The 24,675-nt window shown below is 33.6% G+C and carries 19 protein-coding genes and 2 pseudogenes; 7 read left to right on the top strand and 14 right to left on the bottom strand.

The features are described 5' to 3' along the window. Nucleotides 1–149: 149 nt before the first annotated feature. From KCG49_RS00100 to uvrA, 4 genes are all read right to left on the bottom strand, one after another. Entirely contained in the window at nucleotides 150–2,987 is a 2,838-nt protein-coding gene (locus KCG49_RS00100) for a gluzincin family metallopeptidase (RefSeq protein ID WP_218544147.1), read from the bottom strand. A gap of 160 nt (nucleotides 2,988–3,147) precedes the next feature. Further along, on the bottom strand, nucleotides 3,148–3,837 hold the full coding sequence (locus KCG49_RS00095) for an LOG family protein (protein WP_218544146.1): 690 nt from the start codon (nucleotides 3,835–3,837) through the stop codon (nucleotides 3,148–3,150). A gap of 171 nt (nucleotides 3,838–4,008) precedes the next feature. After that, on the bottom strand, nucleotides 4,009–4,176 hold the full coding sequence (locus KCG49_RS00090; protein WP_218544145.1) for a lmo0937 family membrane protein: 168 nt from the start codon (nucleotides 4,174–4,176) through the stop codon (nucleotides 4,009–4,011). 119 nt (nucleotides 4,177–4,295) lie between these two features. Beyond that, nucleotides 4,296–7,124: an excinuclease ABC subunit UvrA gene (gene uvrA / locus KCG49_RS00085; RefSeq protein WP_218544144.1), complete on the bottom strand. Its 2,829-nt coding sequence runs from the start codon at nucleotides 7,122–7,124 to the stop codon at nucleotides 4,296–4,298. A gap of 414 nt (nucleotides 7,125–7,538) precedes the next feature. On the opposite strand from uvrA, the gene KCG49_RS00080 reads away from it, so the two are divergent. Further along, entirely contained in the window at nucleotides 7,539–8,090 is a 552-nt protein-coding gene (locus KCG49_RS00080; protein ID WP_218544143.1) for a hypothetical protein, read from the top strand. A gap of 159 nt (nucleotides 8,091–8,249) precedes the next feature. Then, nucleotides 8,250–8,774, top strand: a complete 525-nt coding sequence (locus KCG49_RS00075) for a DUF8685 domain-containing protein (RefSeq protein ID WP_218544142.1) — start codon at nucleotides 8,250–8,252, stop codon at nucleotides 8,772–8,774. A 136-nt stretch (nucleotides 8,775–8,910) separates the two neighbouring features. Here the strand turns inward: KCG49_RS00075 and KCG49_RS16515 are convergent, their stop codons facing one another. Next, nucleotides 8,911–9,132, bottom strand: a complete 222-nt coding sequence (locus KCG49_RS16515; protein ID WP_369680342.1) for a nucleotidyltransferase family protein — start codon at nucleotides 9,130–9,132, stop codon at nucleotides 8,911–8,913. Nucleotides 9,133–9,522: 390 nt separating this feature from the next. On the opposite strand from KCG49_RS16515, the gene KCG49_RS00070 reads away from it, so the two are divergent. Beyond that, the gene (locus tag KCG49_RS00070; RefSeq protein WP_218544141.1) at nucleotides 9,523–10,386 is read left to right on the top strand and encodes a sigma-70 family RNA polymerase sigma factor; all 864 of its coding nucleotides are present in this window, start codon (nucleotides 9,523–9,525) and stop codon (nucleotides 10,384–10,386) included. Between the two features lie 79 nt (nucleotides 10,387–10,465). After that, nucleotides 10,466–10,657, top strand: coding sequence for a cold-shock protein (locus tag KCG49_RS00065; protein ID WP_218544516.1), 192 nt, complete (start codon nucleotides 10,466–10,468; stop codon nucleotides 10,655–10,657). A gap of 321 nt (nucleotides 10,658–10,978) precedes the next feature. Here the strand turns inward: KCG49_RS00065 and KCG49_RS00060 are convergent, their stop codons facing one another. From KCG49_RS00060 to KCG49_RS00030, 7 genes are all read right to left on the bottom strand, one after another. After that, a complete protein-coding gene (locus KCG49_RS00060; RefSeq protein WP_218544140.1) occupies nucleotides 10,979–12,835 on the bottom strand; it encodes an alpha/beta fold hydrolase in 1,857 nt (618 codons plus the stop codon). A 1-nt stretch (nucleotide 12,836) separates the two neighbouring features. Further along, the gene (locus KCG49_RS00055) at nucleotides 12,837–13,682 is read right to left on the bottom strand and encodes an alpha/beta hydrolase (RefSeq protein WP_218544139.1); all 846 of its coding nucleotides are present in this window, start codon (nucleotides 13,680–13,682) and stop codon (nucleotides 12,837–12,839) included. A gap of 97 nt (nucleotides 13,683–13,779) precedes the next feature. Beyond that, nucleotides 13,780–14,367 (bottom strand): helix-turn-helix domain-containing protein, encoded by a 588-nt coding sequence (locus KCG49_RS00050; protein WP_218544138.1) that lies wholly within the window; start codon nucleotides 14,365–14,367, stop codon nucleotides 13,780–13,782. A gap of 185 nt (nucleotides 14,368–14,552) precedes the next feature. Next, nucleotides 14,553–15,248, bottom strand: a complete 696-nt coding sequence (locus KCG49_RS00045) for a hypothetical protein (protein WP_218544137.1) — start codon at nucleotides 15,246–15,248, stop codon at nucleotides 14,553–14,555. Nucleotides 15,249–15,764: 516 nt separating this feature from the next. Beyond that, nucleotides 15,765–17,249 carry a serine hydrolase domain-containing protein gene (locus KCG49_RS00040; protein ID WP_218544136.1) on the bottom strand — a complete coding sequence of 495 codons (1,485 nt, stop codon included), beginning with the start codon at nucleotides 17,247–17,249 and terminating at the stop codon, nucleotides 15,765–15,767. Between the two features lie 54 nt (nucleotides 17,250–17,303). Further along, the gene (locus KCG49_RS00035; protein WP_218544135.1) at nucleotides 17,304–17,942 is read right to left on the bottom strand and encodes a GntR family transcriptional regulator; all 639 of its coding nucleotides are present in this window, start codon (nucleotides 17,940–17,942) and stop codon (nucleotides 17,304–17,306) included. 534 nt (nucleotides 17,943–18,476) lie between these two features. Beyond that, nucleotides 18,477–19,649: a cytochrome-c peroxidase gene (locus KCG49_RS00030; RefSeq protein WP_218544134.1), complete on the bottom strand. Its 1,173-nt coding sequence runs from the start codon at nucleotides 19,647–19,649 to the stop codon at nucleotides 18,477–18,479. A gap of 84 nt (nucleotides 19,650–19,733) precedes the next feature. On the opposite strand from KCG49_RS00030, the pseudogene KCG49_RS00025 reads away from it, so the two are divergent. Continuing rightward, nucleotides 19,734–20,135, top strand: a pseudogene (locus tag KCG49_RS00025) (transposase); the annotation flags it as partial. A 157-nt stretch (nucleotides 20,136–20,292) separates the two neighbouring features. Further along, nucleotides 20,293–20,841, top strand: a complete 549-nt coding sequence (locus tag KCG49_RS00020) for a hypothetical protein (RefSeq protein ID WP_218544133.1) — start codon at nucleotides 20,293–20,295, stop codon at nucleotides 20,839–20,841. A 409-nt stretch (nucleotides 20,842–21,250) separates the two neighbouring features. Here the strand turns inward: KCG49_RS00020 and KCG49_RS00015 are convergent, their stop codons facing one another. Next, nucleotides 21,251–22,270 (bottom strand): alpha/beta hydrolase family protein, encoded by a 1,020-nt coding sequence (locus tag KCG49_RS00015; RefSeq protein WP_218544132.1) that lies wholly within the window; start codon nucleotides 22,268–22,270, stop codon nucleotides 21,251–21,253. A gap of 363 nt (nucleotides 22,271–22,633) precedes the next feature. Here KCG49_RS00015 and KCG49_RS00010 point away from each other — a divergent pair. Next, nucleotides 22,634–23,601: pseudogene (locus KCG49_RS00010) on the top strand (IS110 family RNA-guided transposase). Nucleotides 23,602–23,718: 117 nt separating this feature from the next. Here KCG49_RS00010 and KCG49_RS00005 read toward each other — a convergent pair. Next, nucleotides 23,719–24,177: a hypothetical protein gene (locus KCG49_RS00005; protein WP_218544131.1), complete on the bottom strand. Its 459-nt coding sequence runs from the start codon at nucleotides 24,175–24,177 to the stop codon at nucleotides 23,719–23,721. Nucleotides 24,178–24,675 lie beyond the last annotated feature (498 nt).

The raw sequence follows: 24,675 nt of genomic DNA, 5'->3' as shown, positions 1-24,675 counted from the left end.
AAAGAATTGCATCATGCGAAATTACTAAATCTTAGTAAAATGTGCAATAGTGGAATGTGTTATAATTTTGAATAATTCACAATAAATCATTTCAAAAGCAATCAAATATTTAAATAAAACAGATTTTTTAACTTTTTAGTAAGAATCTTCTAATACCACTTGCGTGTAAAAAGACTCAGGAGCACTTGAGGATCTACGGTAATAATAAAGCGAATGCGTTCACCATAGTTTGGTTGTGCTATTTCCCATCCTAAATTGGAATATACTGGAAAAAACAATTCGAAATAGTCTTCTACAAGGTTTAGTCTTACACCAGAATCGTACACAAACTTAGCGGAATCAAATTTGTTCTTTACCAGACCTATATCTCCATAGGCCTGAACATATCTCCAAATGGAAGTACTAAAATTAGCGGTTGTCATCCATTGATTGGCAAATGCTGTGTCTAGCATGGATTTAAAACCACCTTCGGCAATAATAATTTGTTGGCTAAATAGCCCAGCGGCTTCTGAGCGCCCTAAATAGTTGAGGTCAAATAAATAATCTGTTGGTCTGTCTAATGCAAAACTGAAAAAGTCAGAATTAGGATCTGTATTGTTGCTTAGAAATACACCAGCAAAAAGTCTTAGATTAATATTTCTATTGCTTTTAGTGAGTTTTCTAAATTCATAATTCACAGAGAGTTTGCTAAAACGATCTGCAATTTGAAAGTCTGTATTAAACCTAGAGAAATTGATAATTCCTGGATTTGAATGTGTATACCTTAAGTTAAAAACCCCATAATCTGGTTCATCTACCTCAACAATGGCATCCTCTCCTATATCTCTACTGATACTCACATATCTCGCTGTAATGTTATCTAATCGGTCAGCTCTAAAGTCATCATCATTTCTAAAGGTAAATGATAAAGATGGCCGTATTCTGGTAAAGAATGCGTCTTCGGCAAAGGATTCATAGCCAGCAGCTATACCATATGTAATATCAAATAGATTTTTATTTTCAATATTATGCGTATAGAATATGGATGTAGATCCCGTAAGTGCTTTGGATTTTGTAGCATACTGCGGTGAAAACCTATAGTTTAATCGTTTTCTTAGTATGGTTTTGTTATAGATTTTTGTTCCCAGCGTAAGACCATCATATATATTATTGAACTCAGCTAAGGGCATAAAGAAAATTTGATTGTAATCTGGGTCTTCAACGTCCTTAAACAATCTAAATTGAAAAGGTTTATTATTCAAAAATGATCCATTAACAGCTTTATAATTGTCCCGTTGATTAAATTCTGGTATGGTATTGTAATAATCCAATACAAATTTATCGGTATCATCTTTAGGTAGGCTTATGGTTTTAAGACCTTTAATGTTATCTACCCATAATTTATCTGTAACAGAGTCGTTAGAAAGTTTAAATAAAGATACGGGCATACTGTTGTTACGCTTATTCTTTATCGTTACTTTTAGAGAGTCTTCTGTGGTTTCAACGGTCTTAATCTTAAAATCAATTTTCTTTCTACTGTTTACATAGTCGTCAAAAAACCAATCGATATTTTTTGAGGTTTTGGATTTAAGAAATGTTTTAAAGTCCGAAATTTTTATAGGTTTGAGCTTATGTGCTTCTATAAATGATTTAATAGTTTTAGGCAAGTCAATATCCTCGGTATAATCATCTAAGTAATTAAAGCCTACGCCAGCTTTGTACTTTCCTGCGATATTAGCATTAAATTTAATTAAAGAGTCTTTGGAAGTCGATAAGGGTTGATCCCTGTTTTTTCGAGCAATTTCCATTGAGTAAAGAAAATATTGAAAATTAAAATCCAGATCAGCAGCATGAAAAGCTCTAATTCCCCATATATCGGCCAATTTCCCTAACAGTTTTGTGTCTGGATAATAGTCTTCTACATACTTCATCAAATAGTAGATTTGAAGGCCTTCATTTAGCCAATGCTCTTTTCTGGGATTGAGTAACAAGACATTGTCCAAATATTTTTTTAAAGCCGTTTTAAGAAGCTTTAATTCATATTGAAACTGATCTGGAAAAGGTCTTAAGAAACTTGGTAATTGATTTAATCCGTATAATGGATTTTTGTTATAATCTATTTTGGAAACTAATAAGCGCTCATGAGGATATTCACCCAAATTTTCGGTTAAAAACTGTGCTATTTTGTCTGATAAAATGGCTTTATCAGCTCCAGAAAGCCCTTTTTCGTTAATGTTTGAGATTAAGATTACATCATCGGTTTGAACAAAATCGAAATCGGGAAACCTTTGTAAAGATAGATAGGTATCCGTTCTGTCGTTACCTTTAAAAATTGTGGTTTGGGTTGTGCTAACTCTATCTGCAATTATAGACGCCAAATCTAGCTCTGACATGGCTTGATAATTCATGGGGTGGGTTAAGCGAATGGTAACGTCGGATTTTGGTACGTACAAATCATCTAAGTTTTTATTACTGTAGTAATGCCATTTACCGTCATAGACCGTAGGAGTAATGTACCAATGTTTAAGTTCAAAATCCCTATTTTTGGTAATGCCGTAATCTGTAAATGTGGCATCTGGTAATACTAATATATAATCTAAGTTAAGATTATACGATTCGCCTGGTTTTAAAGGTTTATCTAGGGTAACTTTAATGACATCTGGATGCGCCTCTAAATAATTGAATTTTAATCTCTTGTTATTGTCCGTTATTGAGGTCACCAATGTAAACCCACGTTGTTCACTTTTTGCCAGATGAAACTTGGTGCTAAATTCTTCCTCAAATCGTTTGGCGAGTGGAGTAGACTTTGTAGAGTAGCTATTGTTCCAGTCGTTGAGGTAAATCTCGTTTAAGGTTGTGCCCGACTCGTTTTTATAAACAATAGTTTGCGATATGGAAATCGTTTTGGTTTCCACATCTACTATAGCATCAATATCAATTTTATTTTGTCCAACTAAAATTGAAAAACAATCAATACAAAGCAATATTAAAATTATGATTTTTTTCAATGTTGAATTATAAATTTTTGGAGTTTTGTATTCGAGTTTTTAGAACTTGAATTGTAGATGCCGTTAGCTAATTCTGAAACATCAAAATTAGCCAATGGGATGACCGTTAAAAAACCGATTATTTTCTTTTTCATAGCATCGAATGCAAAATAAGGCTTTCCTAGAAATTAGGACTCAATCCGTATTCTTTATAAAAATCGTTCAATATATCTATAACTTCATCTGCAGTATCTACTAAATGAATTAAATCTAAATCTTTTGGACTTATATTGTTATTAGCTTCTAATAATGTAGTTTTTACCCAGTCTATTAAGCCCCCCCAAAACTTCTTACCAACTAAAATAATAGGAAACGTCTCAATTTTATGGGTTTGTATTAGCGTCATGGCTTCAAATAATTCGTCTAGTGTACCAAAACCACCTGGCATTACCACGAAACCTTGCGAATATTTTACAAACATAACTTTGCGCACAAAGAAATAATCAAAATCTAAACTCTTATCATTATCTATGTAAGGGTTATCGTGTTGCTCAAAAGGCAAATCTATATTTAATCCAACAGAGGTTCCACCAGCAATATGAGCCCCTTTGTTACCTGCTTCCATAATACCTGGCCCACCACCTGTAATTACACCATAACCATGCTCTACGATTTTCTGTGCCACTTCTTCAGCAAGTTTATAATATTTTTGATCTGGTTTGGTACGCGCAGAACCAAATATAGAAACACAAGGCCCAATTTTACTTAGTTTTTCATAGCCACTAACAAACTCTCCCATAATTTTAAAAATCGCCCAAGAGTCGTTGGTTTTTATTTCATTCCAGCCTTTATGGTTATTTTCTTTTCTCATATAAAATTCAATAATTATATCTAAGCAATATAAAAGCCATATCATGTATGGCTTATCTACTATTACGATTTTCAAATTTAATCTAAAATGGGATAAAAGGAAGTGAATTAACAAAAAATAAGCGTTTAGAAATTCATCCAAACGCTTATGCTTACTATTTGTTAAATGTTCTTAGAGTGGTTTTCTGCCCGTAATTATATTATAAAGAATTACGATTATGGCAATAACCAGTAATATATGTATAAGGCTACTTGTTCCTAGCCCAGGTACAATTCCTAATAATCCTAATAACCATACAATAATGCAAATTACAGCGACAAGCCAAAGAATGTTTTTCATAATGTTTTGTGTATTTGTTAGTATACCCCAATTTACAAAATAAAACGAAGAGTAGCTATAATGGTATTATATGAGTTAATTTATTTTGTATTACGACAATAATTTTGTGCAAGTGGATATTACTGCAACTCTTTTTTCAAAAATTTGGCTGTATAGCTTTTTTTGTCTTTTATAATTTGTTCTGGTGTACCTTTGGCAACTATTTGTCCTCCACCTTTTCCACCTTCGTAGCCTATATCTATAATATAATCGACAGTTTTTATAACGTCGAGATTATGTTCAATAATTAAAACCGTATTGCCTTTATTCACTAATTTATTGAGAACTTTCATTAATACTCTTATATCTTCAAAATGTAGGCCTGTCGTAGGTTCATCTAAAATATAAAAGGTATTGCCAGTGTCGCGTTTGCTTAATTCTGAAGCTAATTTAATGCGTTGGGCTTCACCTCCCGATAGGGTAGTGCTTTGTTGTCCAAGCGTAATGTAACCTAAACCAACATCTTCAATGGTTTTTAGCTTTCTATATATTTTCGGAATGTGCTCAAAGAAGTTTACGGCTTCTTCAATGGTCATGTTCAACACATCACTAATTGATTTTCCCTTATAACGAATCTCTAAAGTTTCTCTATTGAAACGTTTGCCTTGACAGGTTTCACATTCAACATAAACATCGGGTAAAAAGTTCATTTCAATAACACGCAATCCACCACCTTGGCATGTTTCGCAACGCCCACCTGCGACATTAAAACTAAAGCGACCAGGTTTATATCCACGAATCATTGCTTCAGGAATCTGGGCAAATAACTTTCGGATTTCATCGAACGTTTTGGTATATGTGGCAGGATTACTTCTAGGTGTTCTTCCGATCGGAGATTGATTAATGTCGATAACCTTATCGATATGCTCTAAGCCCTTAATACTTTTATAGGGCATTGGTTTTTTTACACCATTAAAATAATGGGCGTTCATAATAGGGTAGAGCGTTTCATTAATCAGAGTAGATTTTCCGCTACCAGAGACACCGGTAACTCCAATCATTTTACCCAATGGAAATTCTGCATCTATATTTTTTAAATTATTGCCCGTACAACCTTTAAGTACAATCTTTTTACCGTTGCCTTTTCTGCGTTCTTTAGGAATTTCAATTACTTTCTCACCATTAAGATATTCGGCAGTAAGTGTATGATGAGATAGTAATTCTTTCGGAGTACCTTCTGAAATGATTTCTCCACCATGCTTACCGGCAAAAGGGCCAATATCTATAACATGATCTGCACGCTCTATCATATCTTTGTCGTGCTCTACCACAATAACCGAATTGCCAACATCTCTAAGCGAAACCAATGAGTTAATGAGTTTTTCATTATCGCGTTGATGCAAACCAATACTAGGCTCATCTAAAATGTATAACACACCAACCAATTGAGAACCGATTTGTGTAGCCAATCGAATACGCTGTGCTTCGCCACCAGAAAGTGATTTTGAACTTCGATTTAATGACAAATATGTTAAGCCGACATCTAGTAAAAATTGTGTACGAGCCTTAATTTCTTTTATGATTTCTGTTGAAATTTTTTGTTGTTTTTCTGAAAGTCTATCTGTTAAGCCTTCTAGCCATTCGCCCAATTCAATGATATCCATTTTTACAAGTTCTGAGATGTTTTTACCATCTACTTTAAAGTACAAGGATTCTTTACGCAATCGAGACCCTTTACAAACAGGGCACTCTACTTTGTCCATATAGGCTTTTGCCCAACGTACTAATGAGTTGGAGTTAGATTTGTATTGGTTCTCGATAAAGTTGGCTACTCCTTCAAAATCGATATTGTAGTTTCGTTTTACACCCAATAACTTGCTTTCTACTTCGAAACTGTCTTTGCCACCATAAAGAATAATACGTTTTGCTTCTTCGGGAATGTCTTTCCAGGCATCACTCAGGGAAAACTCAAAGCGTTGTGCTATGATATTAAACTGTTTAAAGATCCAGCTTTTCTTTTCTGGTCCATGTGGGGCTAAAGCACCGTTTTTGATGGATAGGTTTTCATCAGGAACTAACTTATTTTCATTCACTACATACAATTCTCCAATACCATTACAATTCTGGCAAGCTCCTTTTGGGGAATTAAACGAAAAATTATTTGGCTCTGGATTTGGATACGAAATTCCAGAAGAAGGACACATAAGGTTACGACTAAAGCAACGAGGTTGGTTAGTCTCTTGGTCAATTACCATAAGTACATCATCACCATGATACATGGCTGTGTTTATGGATTCCATCAAACGTTTTTCGTTATCTTGAGAATCATCAATTTTTAGTCGATCAATAACAATCTCGATATCGTGTGTTTTATAACGATCGAGTTTCATGCCTTTTTCAAGATCGACGATTTCTCCGTCAGTGCGTACTTTTACAAAACCTTGCTTTGCAATCTGCTCAAAGAGTTCACGATAGTGCCCTTTACGAGCGCGCACTACTGGCGATAATATACTGATACGTTTATCATTGTAAGATTCCAATATCAAATCCTTGATTTGCTCATCGCTGTAGCTTACCATTTTTTCACCAGTCTCATAACTGTAAGCGTCTGCTGCTCTGGCAAATAATAATCGTAAGAAATCATAAATTTCAGTAATGGTACCAACGGTAGAACGTGGGGATTTGCTTGTGGTTTTTTGCTCAATGGCTATAACAGGTGAAAGACCATCAATTTTATCTACATCGGGACGTTCGAGACTTCCTAAAAACTGACGTGCATAAGCCGAAAATGTTTCAATATAACGACGTTGCCCTTCGGCATAAATAGTATCGAAAGCCAACGACGATTTACCACTGCCAGAAAGTCCGGTAATTACTACTAATTTTTCTCTTGGTATGGTTACGTCTATATTTTTGAGGTTATGAACACGTGCGCCTTTTACCTCAATGGAATCGTCTAATGTTGTCATAGTTTATAGCAGAATTGAATTTTCTGGCAAAGCCTTTATACGTTAAAAAGTAACTTTAAAAGGCAAAGTTGCAAAGGTACGATTTTAGATGTTAAATTGATGTGAAGGTTGAGTTCTGTTTTAAAAGTAATAAGTTATTGTTTTCAATGGTTTTAGTCTTATTGAGATTGCATTTCATACGGATTATAAAACGTACAGTTCAAAGAGAATTTTAACATTTTATCTAATTTATAATCAAGCTATTATATTTTATTCTAATTTAAATCATAATTCATTGCGTACCATTTCCTTGACGGTACAGAATCGTAACATAACATTCGTTGTTGACAGCACAATTAGTAAATATACCCTTTGGGGTGATGTTTGCCGTAGTGTTTGCTATAGATTTTAATTATTAACCACTAACACAAAATTATGCTTAGAGATTATGTATGTTCACTCTGTACCAACCGTTACAGTTATATTCCACCAGACGGTTGTTCTTGTAGTGAGCACAAAACTACCGTGTATTACGATGGTGCTGAAACCAAACGTCTTCAAGAAAAAGAAGAAAGGGAAAGACAGCTGCGCCAAGAACAGATCAACAAAGAAAAACGTGAGGCCGAAGCCCGAGCCAGAGCAAGTCAAAAATCAAAACCAAAATCTAAACCAGCGAACAATTCCTCTAGCTCTAGTGGTATTGGACCAGCATTAGGGTTTATTGTATTTTTAATTGTTGCCGGCTACCTTTATTTTGCCCTTGAAGAACATTATGCGGTAGCACTTGGGACAGGTGCGGTATTAGGAATTATAATAAGATATACCTACAAGCTTATACTTTTAATAATATTTGCGGCAGTAGGATACTATATTTACAAGGAATATTTTGAAAAGGACCATACTGCAACAGCAATTCTGATTGAGCAAAATACCATCAACAAGAGCGATATATCTTCATTGGCGGATTCATCTAATTTTTATATTTAGATAAAGTATTGGTTAAGTACACATTAAAAAGCCCAAACGGTAATTATCCATAATTAATAAAATCATAGTAGTAAGACTTTAAGTGATAATATCTATTTTAGTTTTCTGAAACTATTTAACAATTGTTTCCCATTTCCATGGGAATTAAAAGTATTTATCATGAAATTATTAGGTATAGGCTCACGAATTCACCACTCAGAATATGGAAAAGGTATTGTTACTAACGTCACTTCTAAGCATTATTGGGTGACCTTTATTGATAGAGGATTGGAAACTATAGATATTGATTCGGAATTTGACGTTATAGAAGCCGCAGAAGACGATGTGGATACCATAAGCTTTTACGAGGTTGAAAAAAGTTTAAGGCAGATACTTAAGAAGTGGTCTGATGTTACTGAAGTGGTTGCTATAGCCGATAAGTGGAAGGGAGGAAAGCTAATTATGCAACCTGGTGATGATACCTTAAAAGCCAGTGAATTACCAATTGATAAGTTTTTTCATAAGATTACTATGGTGAGGGATCGCTTGCGTGTTATGGAGCAAAAAATTAACTCTAGCAATTTAGACGAACAGGAAAAAATAGATTTGCAACAATACATCACCAGAAGCTATGGTAGCTTAATGAGCTTTAATGTGTTGTTTAAGTTGAAGTCTCAACAGTTTGTGGGACAACGCAGTAAATAAGGTTGAGGTAAAACGGTCTCGGCTATGAGTATTTGCGTGGTTTAGCGATTAACCCCGCCCGCACCGAACGGTGCGGGCGGACAGGGGTTTGCAAGTACATACTAAACTGAAATCCCTGCGGAATTTCCAAAATAGGCTAGAACCAGCAATTACTTATAGTCATTGTTATAAGCAGTATTTTTTGATTAATAATTAGATTTGGCGACTTATCAGTCCACTCTTTTTGTTCGGTACGTTTTAAGAAAATATGTGGTTCATTTTCTATACAGAAATTGGTAGGGTAGACTCGAAAATTAAGCAAATCAATAAAATCATATGGCGCTAATATTCTAAAATTCTTATCTAATGAGATATACAAATTGTTACCCAACGTTTTTCGGTATTAGTTTTTAGTTTCTAAGTTAGCTTAATATTATAATTTATTTGTATAATACTATACTTTAGTTACGCATAATAGAGTTCTTAAAACTCATATCATTTTGAACGTAAAATAGATAAGTTTGTTTTAAATTTTATTTATACGTTTTGATGTTTTCTGAAAATAAAAGTAATAAACTTATAGAATACCAATTATAAGGCGTTTCTTTACACAAATTGCAAATTAAATTATTTAGTAAAGATATTTCTTTCTGACTAGATTTCTTACTAAGTTATTTTGTGGGTAACACATACTTTTTATAACTGATAGTTCCTTTGAAAGAATGATGGCTTATTATTATTTGGACGATTCAATAAAACCTAGTTCTAAATGAAATCACTTATAATAATTGAGCGAATTACAATTAGAAATGAAGAATCACTTAATAAATACTTAAATGATATTAGTAAAATTAGCTTAATATCATTAGAAAAAGAAGTTGAGTTAGCAACACAAATCAAAGCTGGTAATAAATTTGCTTTAGATGAACTCATAAAAGCTAATTTAAGATTTGTAGTATCAGTTGCAAAACAGTATCAAAATAAGGGATTACCACTTCCAGATTTAATAAACGAGGGCAATTTGGGTTTATTAAAAGCAGCTAAGCGGTTTGATGAAACACTTGGGTTTAAATTTATATCTTATGCGGTATGGTGGATTAGACAAGGCATAGTGCAATCTTTATCAGAAAACTCAAGAATGGTTAGGTTGCCTCTAAATAAGATAGGTGTTATAAATAAAATAAAAAAAGTAAAAAATATTTTTGAACAAAAACATGGTCGTGAGCCAACTTCATGTGAAATTTCTGAAATTATTGAAGTATCTATTGAAGAGGTGGATATTTGCATTAAGAGTTCAGCCTATGGTGTTTCTATTGACGCACCTTTATCTCCAGAAACTAATCTTAACATGCAAAACATAATTATTACTGATGCGTATCCTCAACCAGACAATGTGTTATTATTAGAATCACTCAACGTAGACTTAGTAGCTGTATTGAATTCTCTATCTGAGAGAGATTCAGACATTATTAAGCTTCATTATGGTATTGGTTTCGAATCGTCAATGACCTTAGTGGAAATAGCTCAGTTATTTGGAATAACACGAGAACGAGTTAGACAAATTAAAGAGTCCGCAATTTTAAATATCAAAAACTCAAACAAGTCTCAGCTATTATTAAAATATTTAGGTTGATAACAATTTTTAATTAATACAAGAAATAATGATAAAAAGATTTATAATTAAATTAATGAATACTAATAAAGCAACAATTATGAAAGAAGGTACAGTGAAATTTTTTAACAATGCCAAAGGGTTTGGTTTTATTACGGATAATGACTCTAAAGAAGAAATATTTGTTCATACATCAAATCTTATTGATCAAATAAAAGAGAATGACAATGTGACATTTGATGTGGAAAAAGGCGAGAAAGGCTTAAGTGCCATTAAAGTAAGTGTGGTTTAATCTGCATTGTCTAAAAGTAAAGAAAACCATTTTAAGAGATGGTTTTCTTGTTTAAATATCAGAAACTAAGTTCACTAAGTTTAAGTACTAAGGATTAAATATTATTCGGCTTTTTTGGAAAATATTGGGTAACGGTCTTGTATATTAAAAGTAGCGGATTACCCTGTGATGAGAACTTTATTTCAAAATCAGTTTGAATTACTTGTTTTTTAATTCAGTTCTTTGTTACCTGCTGGCTTTTTTTAATATGTTCTTCTGTTTTATCCAATTATCCCGTTGTTTTAATCAATGGTAGTCATTCTTTTTTTAGAATTAAAACTTTCATTTTAAGAGCGATACTATTGCACTATACTTTTTCATCAAAGCTGTATCTTTTGGTTTCTTACCATTTTTATTAGCTATTGAAATATTTGCTTTTGCTCTAATTAGCTGGATAACTATGTCTTTTTGATTGTTTTCTACTGCGTGGTGAATAGCTGTAAAACCTGATTTGTTTTGTGCATCAATAGCTGCTCGATTATCCAATAGTAGTTTTACGATTTTAGAGTGTCCATAATATGAAGCCCAGTTTAAAGGTCGACGACCAGATTTGCTTTTACGAGTATCCAAAGCATTTACATCTGCACCTTTAATTATCGATTTTTTAGCTTTTTCAAAATCTCCAACAATACAAGCATCCCATAAATCTTCTTGTTCTTTAGTGGCTTTTTCAGGAAATTCAATTTTCGGGAGTTCTAAAGTGTCAGGGAAATTATATTTGTTGCCATTAATAAAATTCACTATCATGTTTGGAAAGGATTCATTATGCTCATATAATTCGTATAAAGCATTATGGGTACCTTCCATGACTTCAATTAAATGCCCATTCTTTAAAGTCGACAAAACATCATAAGCATTTTCTATAGCTGTTGAAGTATCCCAAGTTCCGTGCACCAATAAAATTGGAATGTCCGTTGTCACATTTTCCCTAAAAGAGCTTCCCAAATCTTTTTCATTCCAAATGCCCTCGCGCATGGTGTAACCATAATTAATGTCACCTAAAATTTGTGATGCAATATCGTTTTCAATTTTAAATCTACGGTTTATACTTACTCCAGAAGCGAAATCCATAGCATTGCTCATGGCATTTGGTGCTGATATACTATGCATGCTCACAGCCGCTTGTGCTGGGATAGTAAAATCTCCGTTGTACATGTCTAAAATTAGATTTGGCCAATCTAATGGACTATTTCTTTTTCCAGCGTTGTACATAGCTACTGCTTGAACAGCCATTTTATCAACGATAACCTCAATTGTTTTATTATCCTTTTTCAAAAGCACTTTTTTTGGTTTTTTTTCTACTTCACTTATAATTTGCTTTAAAGTATTTATAAGACCATTATTTGGAATTTTTCCCATAAAATATTCGCTGTTTTCAACTCTTTTAGAAATTCGTTTCAAAACATTCAGATTGTCCGAAGGTACATCCCAAGTATGGTCTGGACCTTCGATACCGTGAAAAAGTGCGCGCACTATGGTATTTGGAAATTTTCTAATAGTATGTAATCCTAAATGGGATCCATAACTACCACCAATAATCATAATTTTTTCATAGTTAAAAGCTTTTCTCAAATCATTGATGTCTGCTGCACTCTCATCTGTGTTATAGGCCGAAATGTCAACGCCTTTATCTTTCCAAAAATCCTTACAGTCGGTTGCTAATCTTCTTAATGCTTTTTGAATATTTTTTTTTGATAGCGTTTCTGTAAGAGGAATGAGTTCGCTTCCTTTGCAATCTAAACTTGGAATAGAGTTTCCAGCACCTCTTTGATCAAAAATGATCACATCGCCAAAATTACTATAGAAGTTTGCTTCATTAAATAATTCTTCTTTGTGTAATGAATTTATATAAGAGCCACCTGGACCACCTGCTAATAGAAATATTGGAATTGCAGGATTTTCTGATTTCGATTTTATACGATAATAAGCTATTGCAATTGTCCTTCCATTGTCAATTTCTCTATTTTCAGGAACATAAAACAACCCAGACTCAACGTTAAGTGTTTTGTTATTTTCTGAAGTTATTGTTCTCTCTTCTGAAGTTAACAGGTATCTTTTCAACTTCTCTTGGGGAAAAGATAATTGTGAAGTAAATAATATAGCTATACTTATTCTTATTACAATTAAGTGAGGTCTCATCTTACTGTTTTTTGTTTTGGTTAAAAAAATAATCAATACCAATACAAGCGGTTAAATAATGATTGGTTTGATGTGTTGCATTTGGCATATAGAATGATTTTGAATTAAAATTTGGAAGATCTTTATGTTTTAATACATCGACCATCAGATCAAAAGCAATTTTCATTTTATCAACTTCATCTTCTCCCATACTCATAAAAAGGTTGGAACTTAAATTTGGATTCTCATTTAAAAATATCTCAAAATGCTTAACGAACTTATTATCTTCTCTCCAAAGCGCAGGACTCAATGCTATTCGTGTATCAAAAAGGTCAGGTTTAAATATTAGCGAATAAAATACTAATAGTCCTTCTCGTGAGTGCCCTATAATAGTTCTTTGATTATTTGTATTGTAATTCTCCTCAACTAATGGTATCACTTCACTTTTAATATATTTTAGAAAGTTATCTGCTTCACCAAGTGAGGAATTAGTATCATCTAAATCTTGTTTTAAGAATGGTGGTGTTAAATCCCGCTGTCTTGTTTTTTGGTTAATGCCTGTTATTCCTACAACGATAACTTCAGGAATATTTCCGACACGAGAAAGTAAATCTGTGTCATTGGCGATGGTATACGTTAGAGAGTTTCCACCAACTACATACACAACTGGATATTTTGCGTCCTTTTTGTAATTTTCTGGTTTTTTTATAATTAATTCTCTTGTTTCTTGAAGGACTTTTGATTTTAATTCAACCGTATCGTAAGTTGATGGTGTGTCTGATGTATCTATAATGATAAGTGTTATAATGACCGATATGAATGATGTCATTATTATGAATAGTATCGTATAAATTATTCTTTTTTTCATTTCTATTAAGTTTTGATTACAAACCTAATATAGTATCAATAAGAAAATGAAAAATTTACATTGTCATTCACACGACGTTTCTATGCCAGACCTACTTTTAGAATAAATTTGGGATAATTGATGTCCATTTTGAAGACGAAACCTTTAGACTTTTGGCAATTCTTAAAACTATAAAAACATCAACAAAGCTTAAAGCGATATATACTAATATTGGTGTTGGAAATAATTGTCCAACTACATTTTGACCACCAAATAACTTAATAAAGAAAGGGGTTAATAAGGTTATGGAAACACTTATTATAATCCAAACAACTTGAAAACTTAATATTTTTTTACAGATTATATTTGATGAGTTTGACCATTTTCCTTTTTTCCAGATGAAAATTACGGGTATCAAAAAGATAATTGGAAATAAAAAGACCAAAAAATTTGAGATTATAAATCTATTTAATTTTGTATTCTCTTCTATATTGAAGTTTGAATCATTTTGGGATTCAGCATTAAAATCTTCTAAAGAGATGTTCAATGCTTCTAACAGTTTTCTTGCGGTATAAGGTCTTGGATTTACCTCATCTTTTTCTATACGCTGTATAGTTCTAATCGAAATCCCTGAAGCTTCTGATAATTCCTCTTGCGATATTTTTCGCTCATTACGTAATTGAAGAATTTTGTCATTGAATTTCATTAGTCTTTAATTTAGCATTTTTATTAAATTTAGAATCTTTTTTTGAGTTTGCAGGTAATGGTCTCGGCTATGAGTAGTTGCGTGGTTTAGCGGTTAACTTTGCAAGTACGCACCATACTGAAAATCCTATAGGATTTTCAGAAGCGATGGTCTGAGCCTGTCGAAGACTAGGCGAGAACGAGCAATTACTTATAGCTATTGTTAGGCATAGTTTTTTTATTACTTAAGCTATCAATTAATTCAATTTTAGGATTTCTACCCTTTTCAGCTTTGAAAACAATTCTCCCATCTTTTTTGGAGTCACTTATTTTTGCTAAACTCAAATCTTTATCAGTCTCATGCCACAATACTATTCTGTCTCTTATTCCTTTGTTTTTTTGCAAGTCAGCATTGATGGTCATAAATGCAATTTTTGGTGCAGCATATAGATAAATGGCTTCTCCACCAAACTTTCCTCCGTAGTCCATTCCTAAACCAACACTATTATCATCGTCACTGAATCCATAGCCTGAGCGTTCTTCTCCTTTACTATCGTTAAAAAATAAAGACCATCCATCATTTAATCTTTCGTGATATTTACCTCCTAAAAATAATTCACCGTGCTGTCCTAGATGAATTCTATCCATGCCATTTTCGTCCATAAATACGAGCCCATTCAAGGTGTCTTTTCTTTGTCTGTATTCATTGCCTATTGGAAATCCCATTGCAATTCTCGGATTCCCATTAGCGTCTTGGATAACAATTCCTTTAGCATGCAAAATGCCATGATTAGTTTTACCTATTTGATTAACATACAGCCAAATTAAAGCAATTGCCAATGCTAATATTATAACTGTTTGAACCTTTGATTTTCTTTCAAGTGATGTAATTCGGTTTTCCATTTTACTTTAAATTATGCCTAACGAAAGGGCTACACGCAGTACGACCCTGCCTTTGTGATTTGTTGTAACTGCAAGTTACATAAAAATTGCAAAGGCAAGGTGGGTCGTGCCACCCGAGCGAAGCGAACAGATGAATACCAAAAAATATAGGATAGATGAATAAATTGCGTTTAGCCAATGATATGTTGAGTTCACTAGGGCTTTGAGCGCCGTGGGTTGCTGACATTCCCAAGATCCCCGTTGATTTAGCAATTTGGTGTAGCCCTTTCGATGATGTCGACTCGCAAAATGGCGAGAGTGTGACGATAGTAACACGTAGCAATTTTGTTCGGCGCCAAGCCGAATTCGACATCATGGTTTTGTGTATGGTTAGTTGCGTGTTTGCGTACGAAGATTTTCCGAAGAAAAATCAGACTTAGCAAACGTGCAACGACCTTTTGATTTAGCACAACACTAGCAATTTTTTATATACAGTGTTGTAAAACGTTTTGTAAATTTTTCAATTCATAAAACCATTTATTCAATCGTTTTTTTTGAAAGCCTTTCTATCTCTTCTTTTGCGTACTCATAGCTTGGTTCCATTTTAAGTGCTTTTTTATGCCATTTTATGGCCATATTAATACTATCCAGTTCTTTGTAAGCATCAGCCACACTCGAAACCCACCCAGCGTAATCAGGTTCTACTTCTACAAGATATAAAAATACATCTAAGGCTTCTTTTGGGTGTTTCCTATCAATCAACCAATAACCCAAATTATCTAAATACTTCGCATTGACATAATAGTCTTGAGGTTTTTTTTGCTGTTCAGCATAATAGATTTCTTTCACTTTTTCAATTCCGTCTTTAAGTATGTAGTCTTTGAGTTTAAAGTGAATAGGGGCTTTTGATCTTAGCGTATCGTTGAAAACAGAGTTTTTTAGAATGCTCGCCGCATTATTCATAGTCCAAAACTTGTCAGTATTTGTCATCATTATAACTGCTGATTTTTGTTCAGGCATAAAACTAAAGAAGGTAGAATATCCTGTGTCTCTTCCAGAATGATAATATAATGGTGAATCATTTAGTTTTCCAAAAAACCAACTCAAACATACTTGTTTTTCTCCTTCTGGAAAATGAAAACTTGTTAATAATTCATAGGACGCTTCGTTGAAAATTTGCTTACCATTGATGCTCCCTTTATTTAAATAAACATTTGCCCACAATAGCATATCTTCAACATTAGAATGCAGTGTCGAACTTCCAGCGTGTCTTCTATTATAAGGATAGATTTTGCTAACCACTAATTGTAAGCTATCCCCTAAGACATGTGGCTGTGTTTCTAAGTCTTTTGGTACATCTGGTTTAAAGAAGGTACTGTTCTTCATACCGATAGGTTCAAAAATATTTTTTTTCATATAGTTTTCAAAAGTCATTCCAGAAGTCTTTGCAATTACATCACACAGAATATCAAATGCAGGGTTGCTGTAACTATATTTTTTACCAGGCGTAAAATCTAGTTTAATGTTTTTTTGACTTCTAGCATAACGTTCCACAGCACCATCATCGTATTCGGGTTTGTCCCATCCATAGTCATCTATATTTGGTATCCCAGAAGTATGTGTGAGCATATGTTTAATGGTAATATCTTTATAGCGCTCATCTGCCATAGTGTAATATGGAAGATAATGGATTAGCTTTTCATCTAAATCAATTTTTCCTCGTTCCGCTAATTGAACAATTGCTGTCGCTACAAAAGGCTTAGAAACAGATGCCATATGAAATAAAGAGCTGGTAGTCAAGGGCTCTTTTGTGTCTCGACTTTTAATACCATGTGCGTCAGCATACACAATAGTATCGTTTGTAATTATCCCAAACGCTATACCAGGTGCATCAAATAGTTGCTTTTGTTTTAGTAGGGTGTTTTTAATTTGAATAGCTTCGGGCGAAAGTGTTTGCTTTTCATCTTTTTTGCAGCTAAAAAATAAAAAGAAGCAAGTTGTGAAATACAGTATTTTTTTCATGTTATAAATTTATTTTTGTTACAAATGGATGGATTGACCGAAATGTAAGTGTGATTATTTTGATTGATTTTTTTCATACTTATCTATTATATATTGTGCACCTTGTATCCAATTATCTTCCACTAAATTTACTGCGGATGTTATGTCATTTGATACTAAAAGAAGAATAATCCTTTCATGCATAGCTATAGAAGTCATTTTTTGTTCTTCGTTCCAAAAGGCATAGTCATACAGGCTAATTCTTACTCTTAGGTTCTCAATAATTTTAGAGGCAGTTGCGTTAGTGTATGTTTCAATAAGTTTTTGATGAAATAACCGATCGTAGTCCAGCATTTCTATAGCATTCTTAGCGTTAATGAAAGCGGAATTAATGGTTCTTAATTCTTGTATTTGTTCCGTGTTATAATGTGAGTTTCTGACAGCATTGCCTTCTAATACTGCCATCAGAGCGTAAATGTCTTCGGCTTCTTTTAATGACAATTCCATAACAAAAAAACCTCTATTTGCGATGTAAACTACAATGCCTGTTTCAGATAATTGGGTTAAAGCCTCACGAATTGGTGTTACACTTAACTCTAGTTCTTTAGCCATTGCAGGAAGTGAAATGCGTTCACCTGGTTTTATACTACCTGTCAGGATATACTCTAAGAGTATTTTTTTGACCTCATCTTTAAAAATTATTTTCTTCAACATAATTGTAAATATAATATATCGTATATGATTTACATCATATTTTAATTAAAATATTATTAATTAAAAAAGTTTTGTTTTATTTATGACAAGTAGAAATATGAATATTCTTGAAAATGTTTTACAACGAAAGGGCTACGCGCAGTACGACCCTGCCTTTGTTATTTGTTGTAACTGCAAGTTACATAAAAATAGCAAAGGCAAGGTGGGTCGTGCCACCCGAGCGAAGCGAACATATGAATACCAAAAAAATATAGGATACATGAATAAATTGCGTTTAGCCAATGATATGTTGAGTTCACTAGGGCTTTGAGCGTCGTGGATTGCTTATATTCCAAAGATCCCCGTTGATTTAGCAATTTGGTGTAGCCCTTTCGATGATGTCGACTATGAGTAGTTGCGTGGTTTAGCGTTTAATTTTGCAAGTACGCGCCAAGCTGGAAATCCGTGAGGATTTTCAGAAGCGATGGTCTGAGCCTGTCGAAGACTAGGCGAGACCAAGCAATTACTTATAGCCATTTTTGTAGCCAGTTTTTTTTATTCAAATGGGTCACTCCATTTTTCTTCTGAACTTACGCTGTTGTCCGTCAATGTCTTTAGGAATGCTACTAATGCGGCTTTTTCAGAATCTGTAAAATTTAGTTGAATGGGATTTCCATTGTCATCTGTTAATGCTGGTGACAGAGTAGGATGAGCTTGTATTCCACTATTGTAATGCTCCACAACCTCTTCTAAAGTTGCAAATCTACCATCGTGCATATAAGGAGCTGTAAGCTCAATGTTTCTAAGGGTTGTAGTTTTAAAACGGCTCTCAAAAATAGGATTAGTAAAAACAGCGCCAGCACCCAAATCCGTTGTTACTAAATCAAGTCCATTGTTTTGCGGACCTGGATTTGCGCTAACAAATGCTTCTGTAGTATGACAACCAAAACAAGCACCACCACCATTTGGAATGGTTTGAAAAAATAAATTTTTGCCTAAATTCTCTTCATCTGTAAAGTTTGGAAAATTTGCTCCTGGTGAATTGGATAAAGCTCTTCCTTCATCGTATTTGCTAGAATGGCTTACGATACTGCGAACAAATTGAGATAATGCTCTTGAGATTCTATCACTATTAATGTCTTGGGTACCAAATGCATTTTCAAATAATCCAGGATAAAAATCTTGTCCTTGTACTGCACTTACGACTTGCTCCAAAGTCATTCCCATTTCAACCAGGTCTTGAAACGGTTCAAGTACTTGTTCTTCTAAAGTAGCTGCTCTTTCATCCCAAAAGAAACTTCCTCTTTGATAAAATCTTGAATTAATTAAGGTCATTGAGTGGCGACCAGTGAGCCCTCCATCAAAGCCAACACTTAAAATAGCATCGTCTGAAAAACCTTTATCTTGTTTATGGCACGAAGCACAAGCAATAGTTCCATTAGCACTTAAACTTTTATCGTAAAAAAGTACTCGACCTAAAGTAGCACCTTCATTGGTTATAGGGTTATCGTTTGGTGTATTGTCCAATCCGTTGATAGATGTGGGTAAAGGTTGCCCAGGCACATCATTTGTAAAATGACTTGGCAAATTTAAATTGATATAATCGAATGGTTCTTCAGGAATATTAATGATACTATTTTCAATGGGAACGTAATTTTCATCATCACTACAAGAAACTAATACAGATGTCAGAATTAACAAAAAAATATTAAAATTTGATTTAATCATAATTTGATAGGTTAATTTTTCTTTTTTAGACTTAAAAATTTTCTAATAGTTTAATTTGGGGTTAAAGAGGTATACTAAGATCTGTTAACACGCTTAAAAACTATTTCAGGAATTGGGCCAAAAACTGCGATTATGTCAGTGGTTTCAACAGGTGGATTTGATCGCTTTACGAGAGCAAGTGAATTGTGCAGTTACACAGGCCTGACCCCAGTAATTAGACAAAGTGGGAGTAGTGTAGACGGACGACCAAGAATTAGTAAAACAGGTAATCAAAAACTGAGGAGTTTATTGTTTATGTGCAGTTTTAATGCCTGTAAATACAATAAGGCTTGCCGAGATCTCTATGGGCGAATTGTAGCTAAAGGAAAGAGTAAAAAACCAGCATTAACTGCAGTACGTAACAAGTTATTAAAACAGGCCTTTGCTATTGCAAAATCAGGATTAATATATGATGATTCTTATAGAAGTGCTTTAACAAAAAATTAATGCATTTTTGCTTGTTTTTTACCACAGTACTTTGTTGTAAGTAGTGCTCTTTTCCATCTGTTAGGATTTTAACTTTGTCAAAACATGCTCTCACGCAATTTTTGATGACAATTTTCCACAAATCCGATGCTTCTATAGTAACTAAAAAAATAAAAAAATGAAAAATCAAATTTTAATTTTATGTATTACGCTTTTAACTTTTTCTTGTTCCAACGATGACAATAGTAATGAGAGTCCTAATTTAACTAATAACGTCAATGTTGAAGTAAACTCGGATTCTGGTCAAAGCATTTCTTTTTCAATGAATACTGCTTTACTTGACAAGCACTGTTCGGATATTATTAGTTATTTTTTTCTAAACGTTAACGCTACTTCAGAGAATGGTGATATTTTTGATTTTAGACTCAACATAGACTTTTATGACCAAGAGATAGAAGGCTTTGATACTAGTTTCCCCCAAACCTATAGTTTTGATGGGTCTTATAACAATGATTACTTTGATTCAACTTTCCTATGGAATGGTGAAACCTATACCATAGTTTCAACAAACTATACAATTGAAAATTTTGTTGTTGATGATAGTGATCAAAATAAGGGGCTTACGTATGGCACTTATACTATGGTTGTAGAATCAGTTAATAGCGACATGGCAAACATAAACATCACTTTTAATCCTGTAATTACTGATCTGGTAGGTGGCTGTTAATATAATAGTATCAAAATACATAAATAAAAATATTACGAAGTGTGTTTTTAGTTCAATATTAGCTCAATTTCTGCATTACTTACAACAAATAACAAAGGCAGGGTGGGTCGTGCTACCCGAGCGAAGCGAACAGATGAATACCAAAAAAAACATAGGATACATGAATAAATTGCGTTTAGCCAATAATATGTTGAGTTCACTAGGGCTTTGAGCGCCGTATATTGCTGATATTCCCAAGATTCCCGTTGATTTAGCAATTTGGTGTAGCCCTTTCGATGATGTCGACTATGAGTAGTTGCATGGTTTAGCGTTTAATTTTGCAAGTACACACCAAGCTGAAAATCCTCGCGGATTTTCAGAAGTAGGCTAAACCAGCAATTACTTATAGCCAATGTTGTGTGTAGGTCTTTTATTTATTTTCTGTTACCCATTTTAAAGCAAAACCATTGACTTCATTCAAATGGTCAATCCATTCTTTTTTGCCTGATTCATCAGTTTTGGTCTCTATAAAAAAGTGGTCGCAGTTTGGATATACTTTATAGGTCAAATTGTTTTTTCCTTTTCTTAAAAATTCAAGTTTTGCATAGTCCATATTTAAGATACTATGATGGTCTTCTCCGCCTGCTACGTAAAGAATTGGAATGTCCAATTTCAACATATTGTCTATTGGCGAGTTTAAAGTAAAACTACTCCACTTATAATAGCTTTCTCCAAACCACTCTTTAGTCTTGGATTTTGGGTCTTTGTATATTTTTTCAAATTCGACATACAGAGAATCAATATTTCTTTGAGCTTCTTCGTTCGATTTTTCATCTTTTAAGGCAGAAACTCTTTCATTAAGGATAAAATCATATAAATGATTAAGTGAGTTCCCCATCATTGATATAACGTGGGTTACATTTTTATTTTTTAAAGCGACCGCAGGTGCTACTTGAGAACCTTCAGAATGTCCCCAAACTATGATTGTGGATGTGTCAACCTTTAATTTTTTTAGAGCATCATTGATAACCTTGTCTGCGGAATTTGCTCGCCAATCAAGACTATATTTTTCACTATATCCTTCACGCCAGGGATATTGTATTCTTCCAGAAGGGGCAATTTCGAGACTATCGACAAATGGAGTATTCGGTTTACTAATAAGAACAACGTGATAATCATTGCTCATTGAACCAGCATTCAGAGTTATTCCACTAGAATATCTTCCATTTGGTTTTACATAGTAGAGTGGATAATTTGTAGACCCTTGAAGATAAATTATTAATGGCTTTTTCTTATTAATATTATTCTTGTAAACGTGATAGTTTACTTCACCCAATATACTGTCATTTATACTTATGGTTTTCCAATTTTTGGTGATGTTCTCGTGTTGGGCATGAGTAATTTTAGAGAGCAATAGGACTAAAAGGAAAAAATATGTGGTTTTATTCATAAATGTTTATGTTGTTTTAACTTACACACAACGGTTTTGTGTATGATTTCGTTGCATGATTAAGCACTAAAGTTAGCAAACAAATCACAGATAGAAAATTCCAGCGGAATTTTCGTAAGTCGGCAGTGAACTAGCAATTAATTATACACGGCTTAAGTTTGTCTTTCCTTACATTTAGTTAATAAATAGAAAGAACAAAAGAGAGAAATAAGATTAGTATACACGGTGAAGCTTTGGACTTCGGCAACAATGATAATCCCCTCTCTTTTCCTACTAAGATTTCGATCAGTTCTTTGAGACCTAGATCTCGATTTCAAGTTGTTGAAACGTTAGTAGACGCGTTCTTTCCAAATTTCAGTTGTTATGGATAAATATAAAGAAATTTATGGAATCGACATTAGTAAAAATGTCTATGATGCCTATGGTTCATTAACAGGTCATAATCAGTTTACAAATGATGACCGGGGTTTTAAAAGTTTTCTAAAGAGTTTACCCAAAGGTGCATTGGTAGTTATGGAAGCCACAGGCTATTATCACTATCGTTTAGCTCAGTATTTGTATCAAAACGGCGTGTTGGTATCGGTAGTTAATCCTTTATCGGTAAAGCGTTTTGTTCAAATGAAATTGGCCAAGGTGAAAACAGATAGAAGCGATGCTAAAGCCATCAGTGAATATGGACAAATGAATGAAGTTCCAATGTATAATGCCTTAACCGATGTACAGGCAGAATGTTTGCAGCTCTTCAGGTTATTGGACAGTTATTTAAAACATAGAACAGCCACAAAGAACAAGTTAAAGGCAGAAGAAGTTTTGGGCGTTCCATCAAAGTTTGTGCACCGTTCGTTAAAGCGGAATTTAAAACATTTAAACATGGGAAGTATCCGCACTGGAATCTCGATTGCTGGAGCTTGTAAAGCAAGACCAGCAACATCAGTTGACGTTACTGAAGAGTATACCGGGAATGGGCGAAAAAACGGCTCTGTTCTTAATAGTTGTTACAGATGGGTTCAAGAAGTTTGAAACGGCGAGGCAACTGTGCAGTTATGTTGGCATCACACCGACCATACGAGAATCGGGCAGCAGTGTTTGGGGGCGAAGTAGGATAAGTAAAGTAGGGAATAAGAAATTAAGGAGTTTATTGTTTTTATGTGCTTTATCGGCGTGTAAACACAATAAGGCATGTAGAGAGATTTATGAACGATTAGTGGCAAAGGGAAAAAGTAAAAAAACTGGCATTAATGGCCGTGGCAAATAAACTGTTAAAACAGGCCTTTGCTATTGCAAAGAGCGGATTGCCCTATGATGAGAACTTTGTTTCAAAATTAGCTTAAAATGACTTGTTTTTTAACTCAGTTCTTTGTTAGCCTTTCGTTTGATTTGTACCAATTTAAATTCTATTATGTCTTTTCTTTAAATGATTTTCATATAAAATAAAGATTTTATCCTACCTAATTAATTAGTTTCGATTCAAAAACGTTAGATCTGGAAGAAGCTCCATCTATAGCAGGAATAAGCTTTGCAAAAACTTCGAAGTTTCTAGTGTATATAGAAGTGCTTTTTGTCACTTTACCCAATTTCAATATCATTTCCTTCTCAATAACTAATTTATTATTCTTATTATCATTGGCTTTTATTAGAACATTTCCTTTACTGAGAAAATCATCTATTCGATGTTCTTTTGATATTCTGTGCATTATGCTATCATCCCAATTAGAAATTAGAATTGGAATATCTTCTTTTCCATGTATATCATAAACAAATAAATAGAGTTGATATTCCATTTCTAGTTTTATATCCAATGGATGAAAAATAATTTCTGTTATCACTATTATTGTATTGGTCTTATTATCACTTACAGCAACATTTTCTGGAATTTCATGTACATGTACTTTACTTATTTTTGCCATAATTCTGGTTTTCATTTAGTAATCTTATACAGCATAAAGTAGGTATTTACAGAATTTGTTTTCAGTCAACATTTTCTAAAAAAACTTTATCATCGAAGATTATGTTAGTTTTCTGTAAGATAGGATAATTAATTAACTCGGGTTTTTGGGAAATGAAGGCCAACGAAAGGGCTACGCGCAGTACGACCCTGCCTTTGTTATTTGTTGTAACTGCAAGTTACATAAAAATAGCAAAGGCAAGGTGGGTCGTGCCACCCGAGCGAAGCGAACATATGAATACCAAAAAAATATAGGATAGATGAATAAATTGCGTTTAGCCAATGATATGTTGAGTTCACTAGGGCTTTGAGCGCCGTGGATTGCTGATATTCCCAAGATTCCCGTTGATTTAGCAATTTGGTGTAGCCCTTTCGATGATGTCGACTTGCAAAATGGCGAGAGTGTGACGATAGGAACACGTAGCAATTTTGTTCGGCGCCAAGCCGAATTCGACATCAT

Source organism: Winogradskyella luteola (genome assembly GCF_019203985.1).
GTDB classification, from domain to species: Bacteria; Bacteroidota; Bacteroidia; order Flavobacteriales; family Flavobacteriaceae; genus Winogradskyella; species Winogradskyella luteola.
The sequence above is the reverse complement of the archived record's forward strand: the minus strand, read 5'-3'. Positions and strand labels throughout refer to the sequence as shown.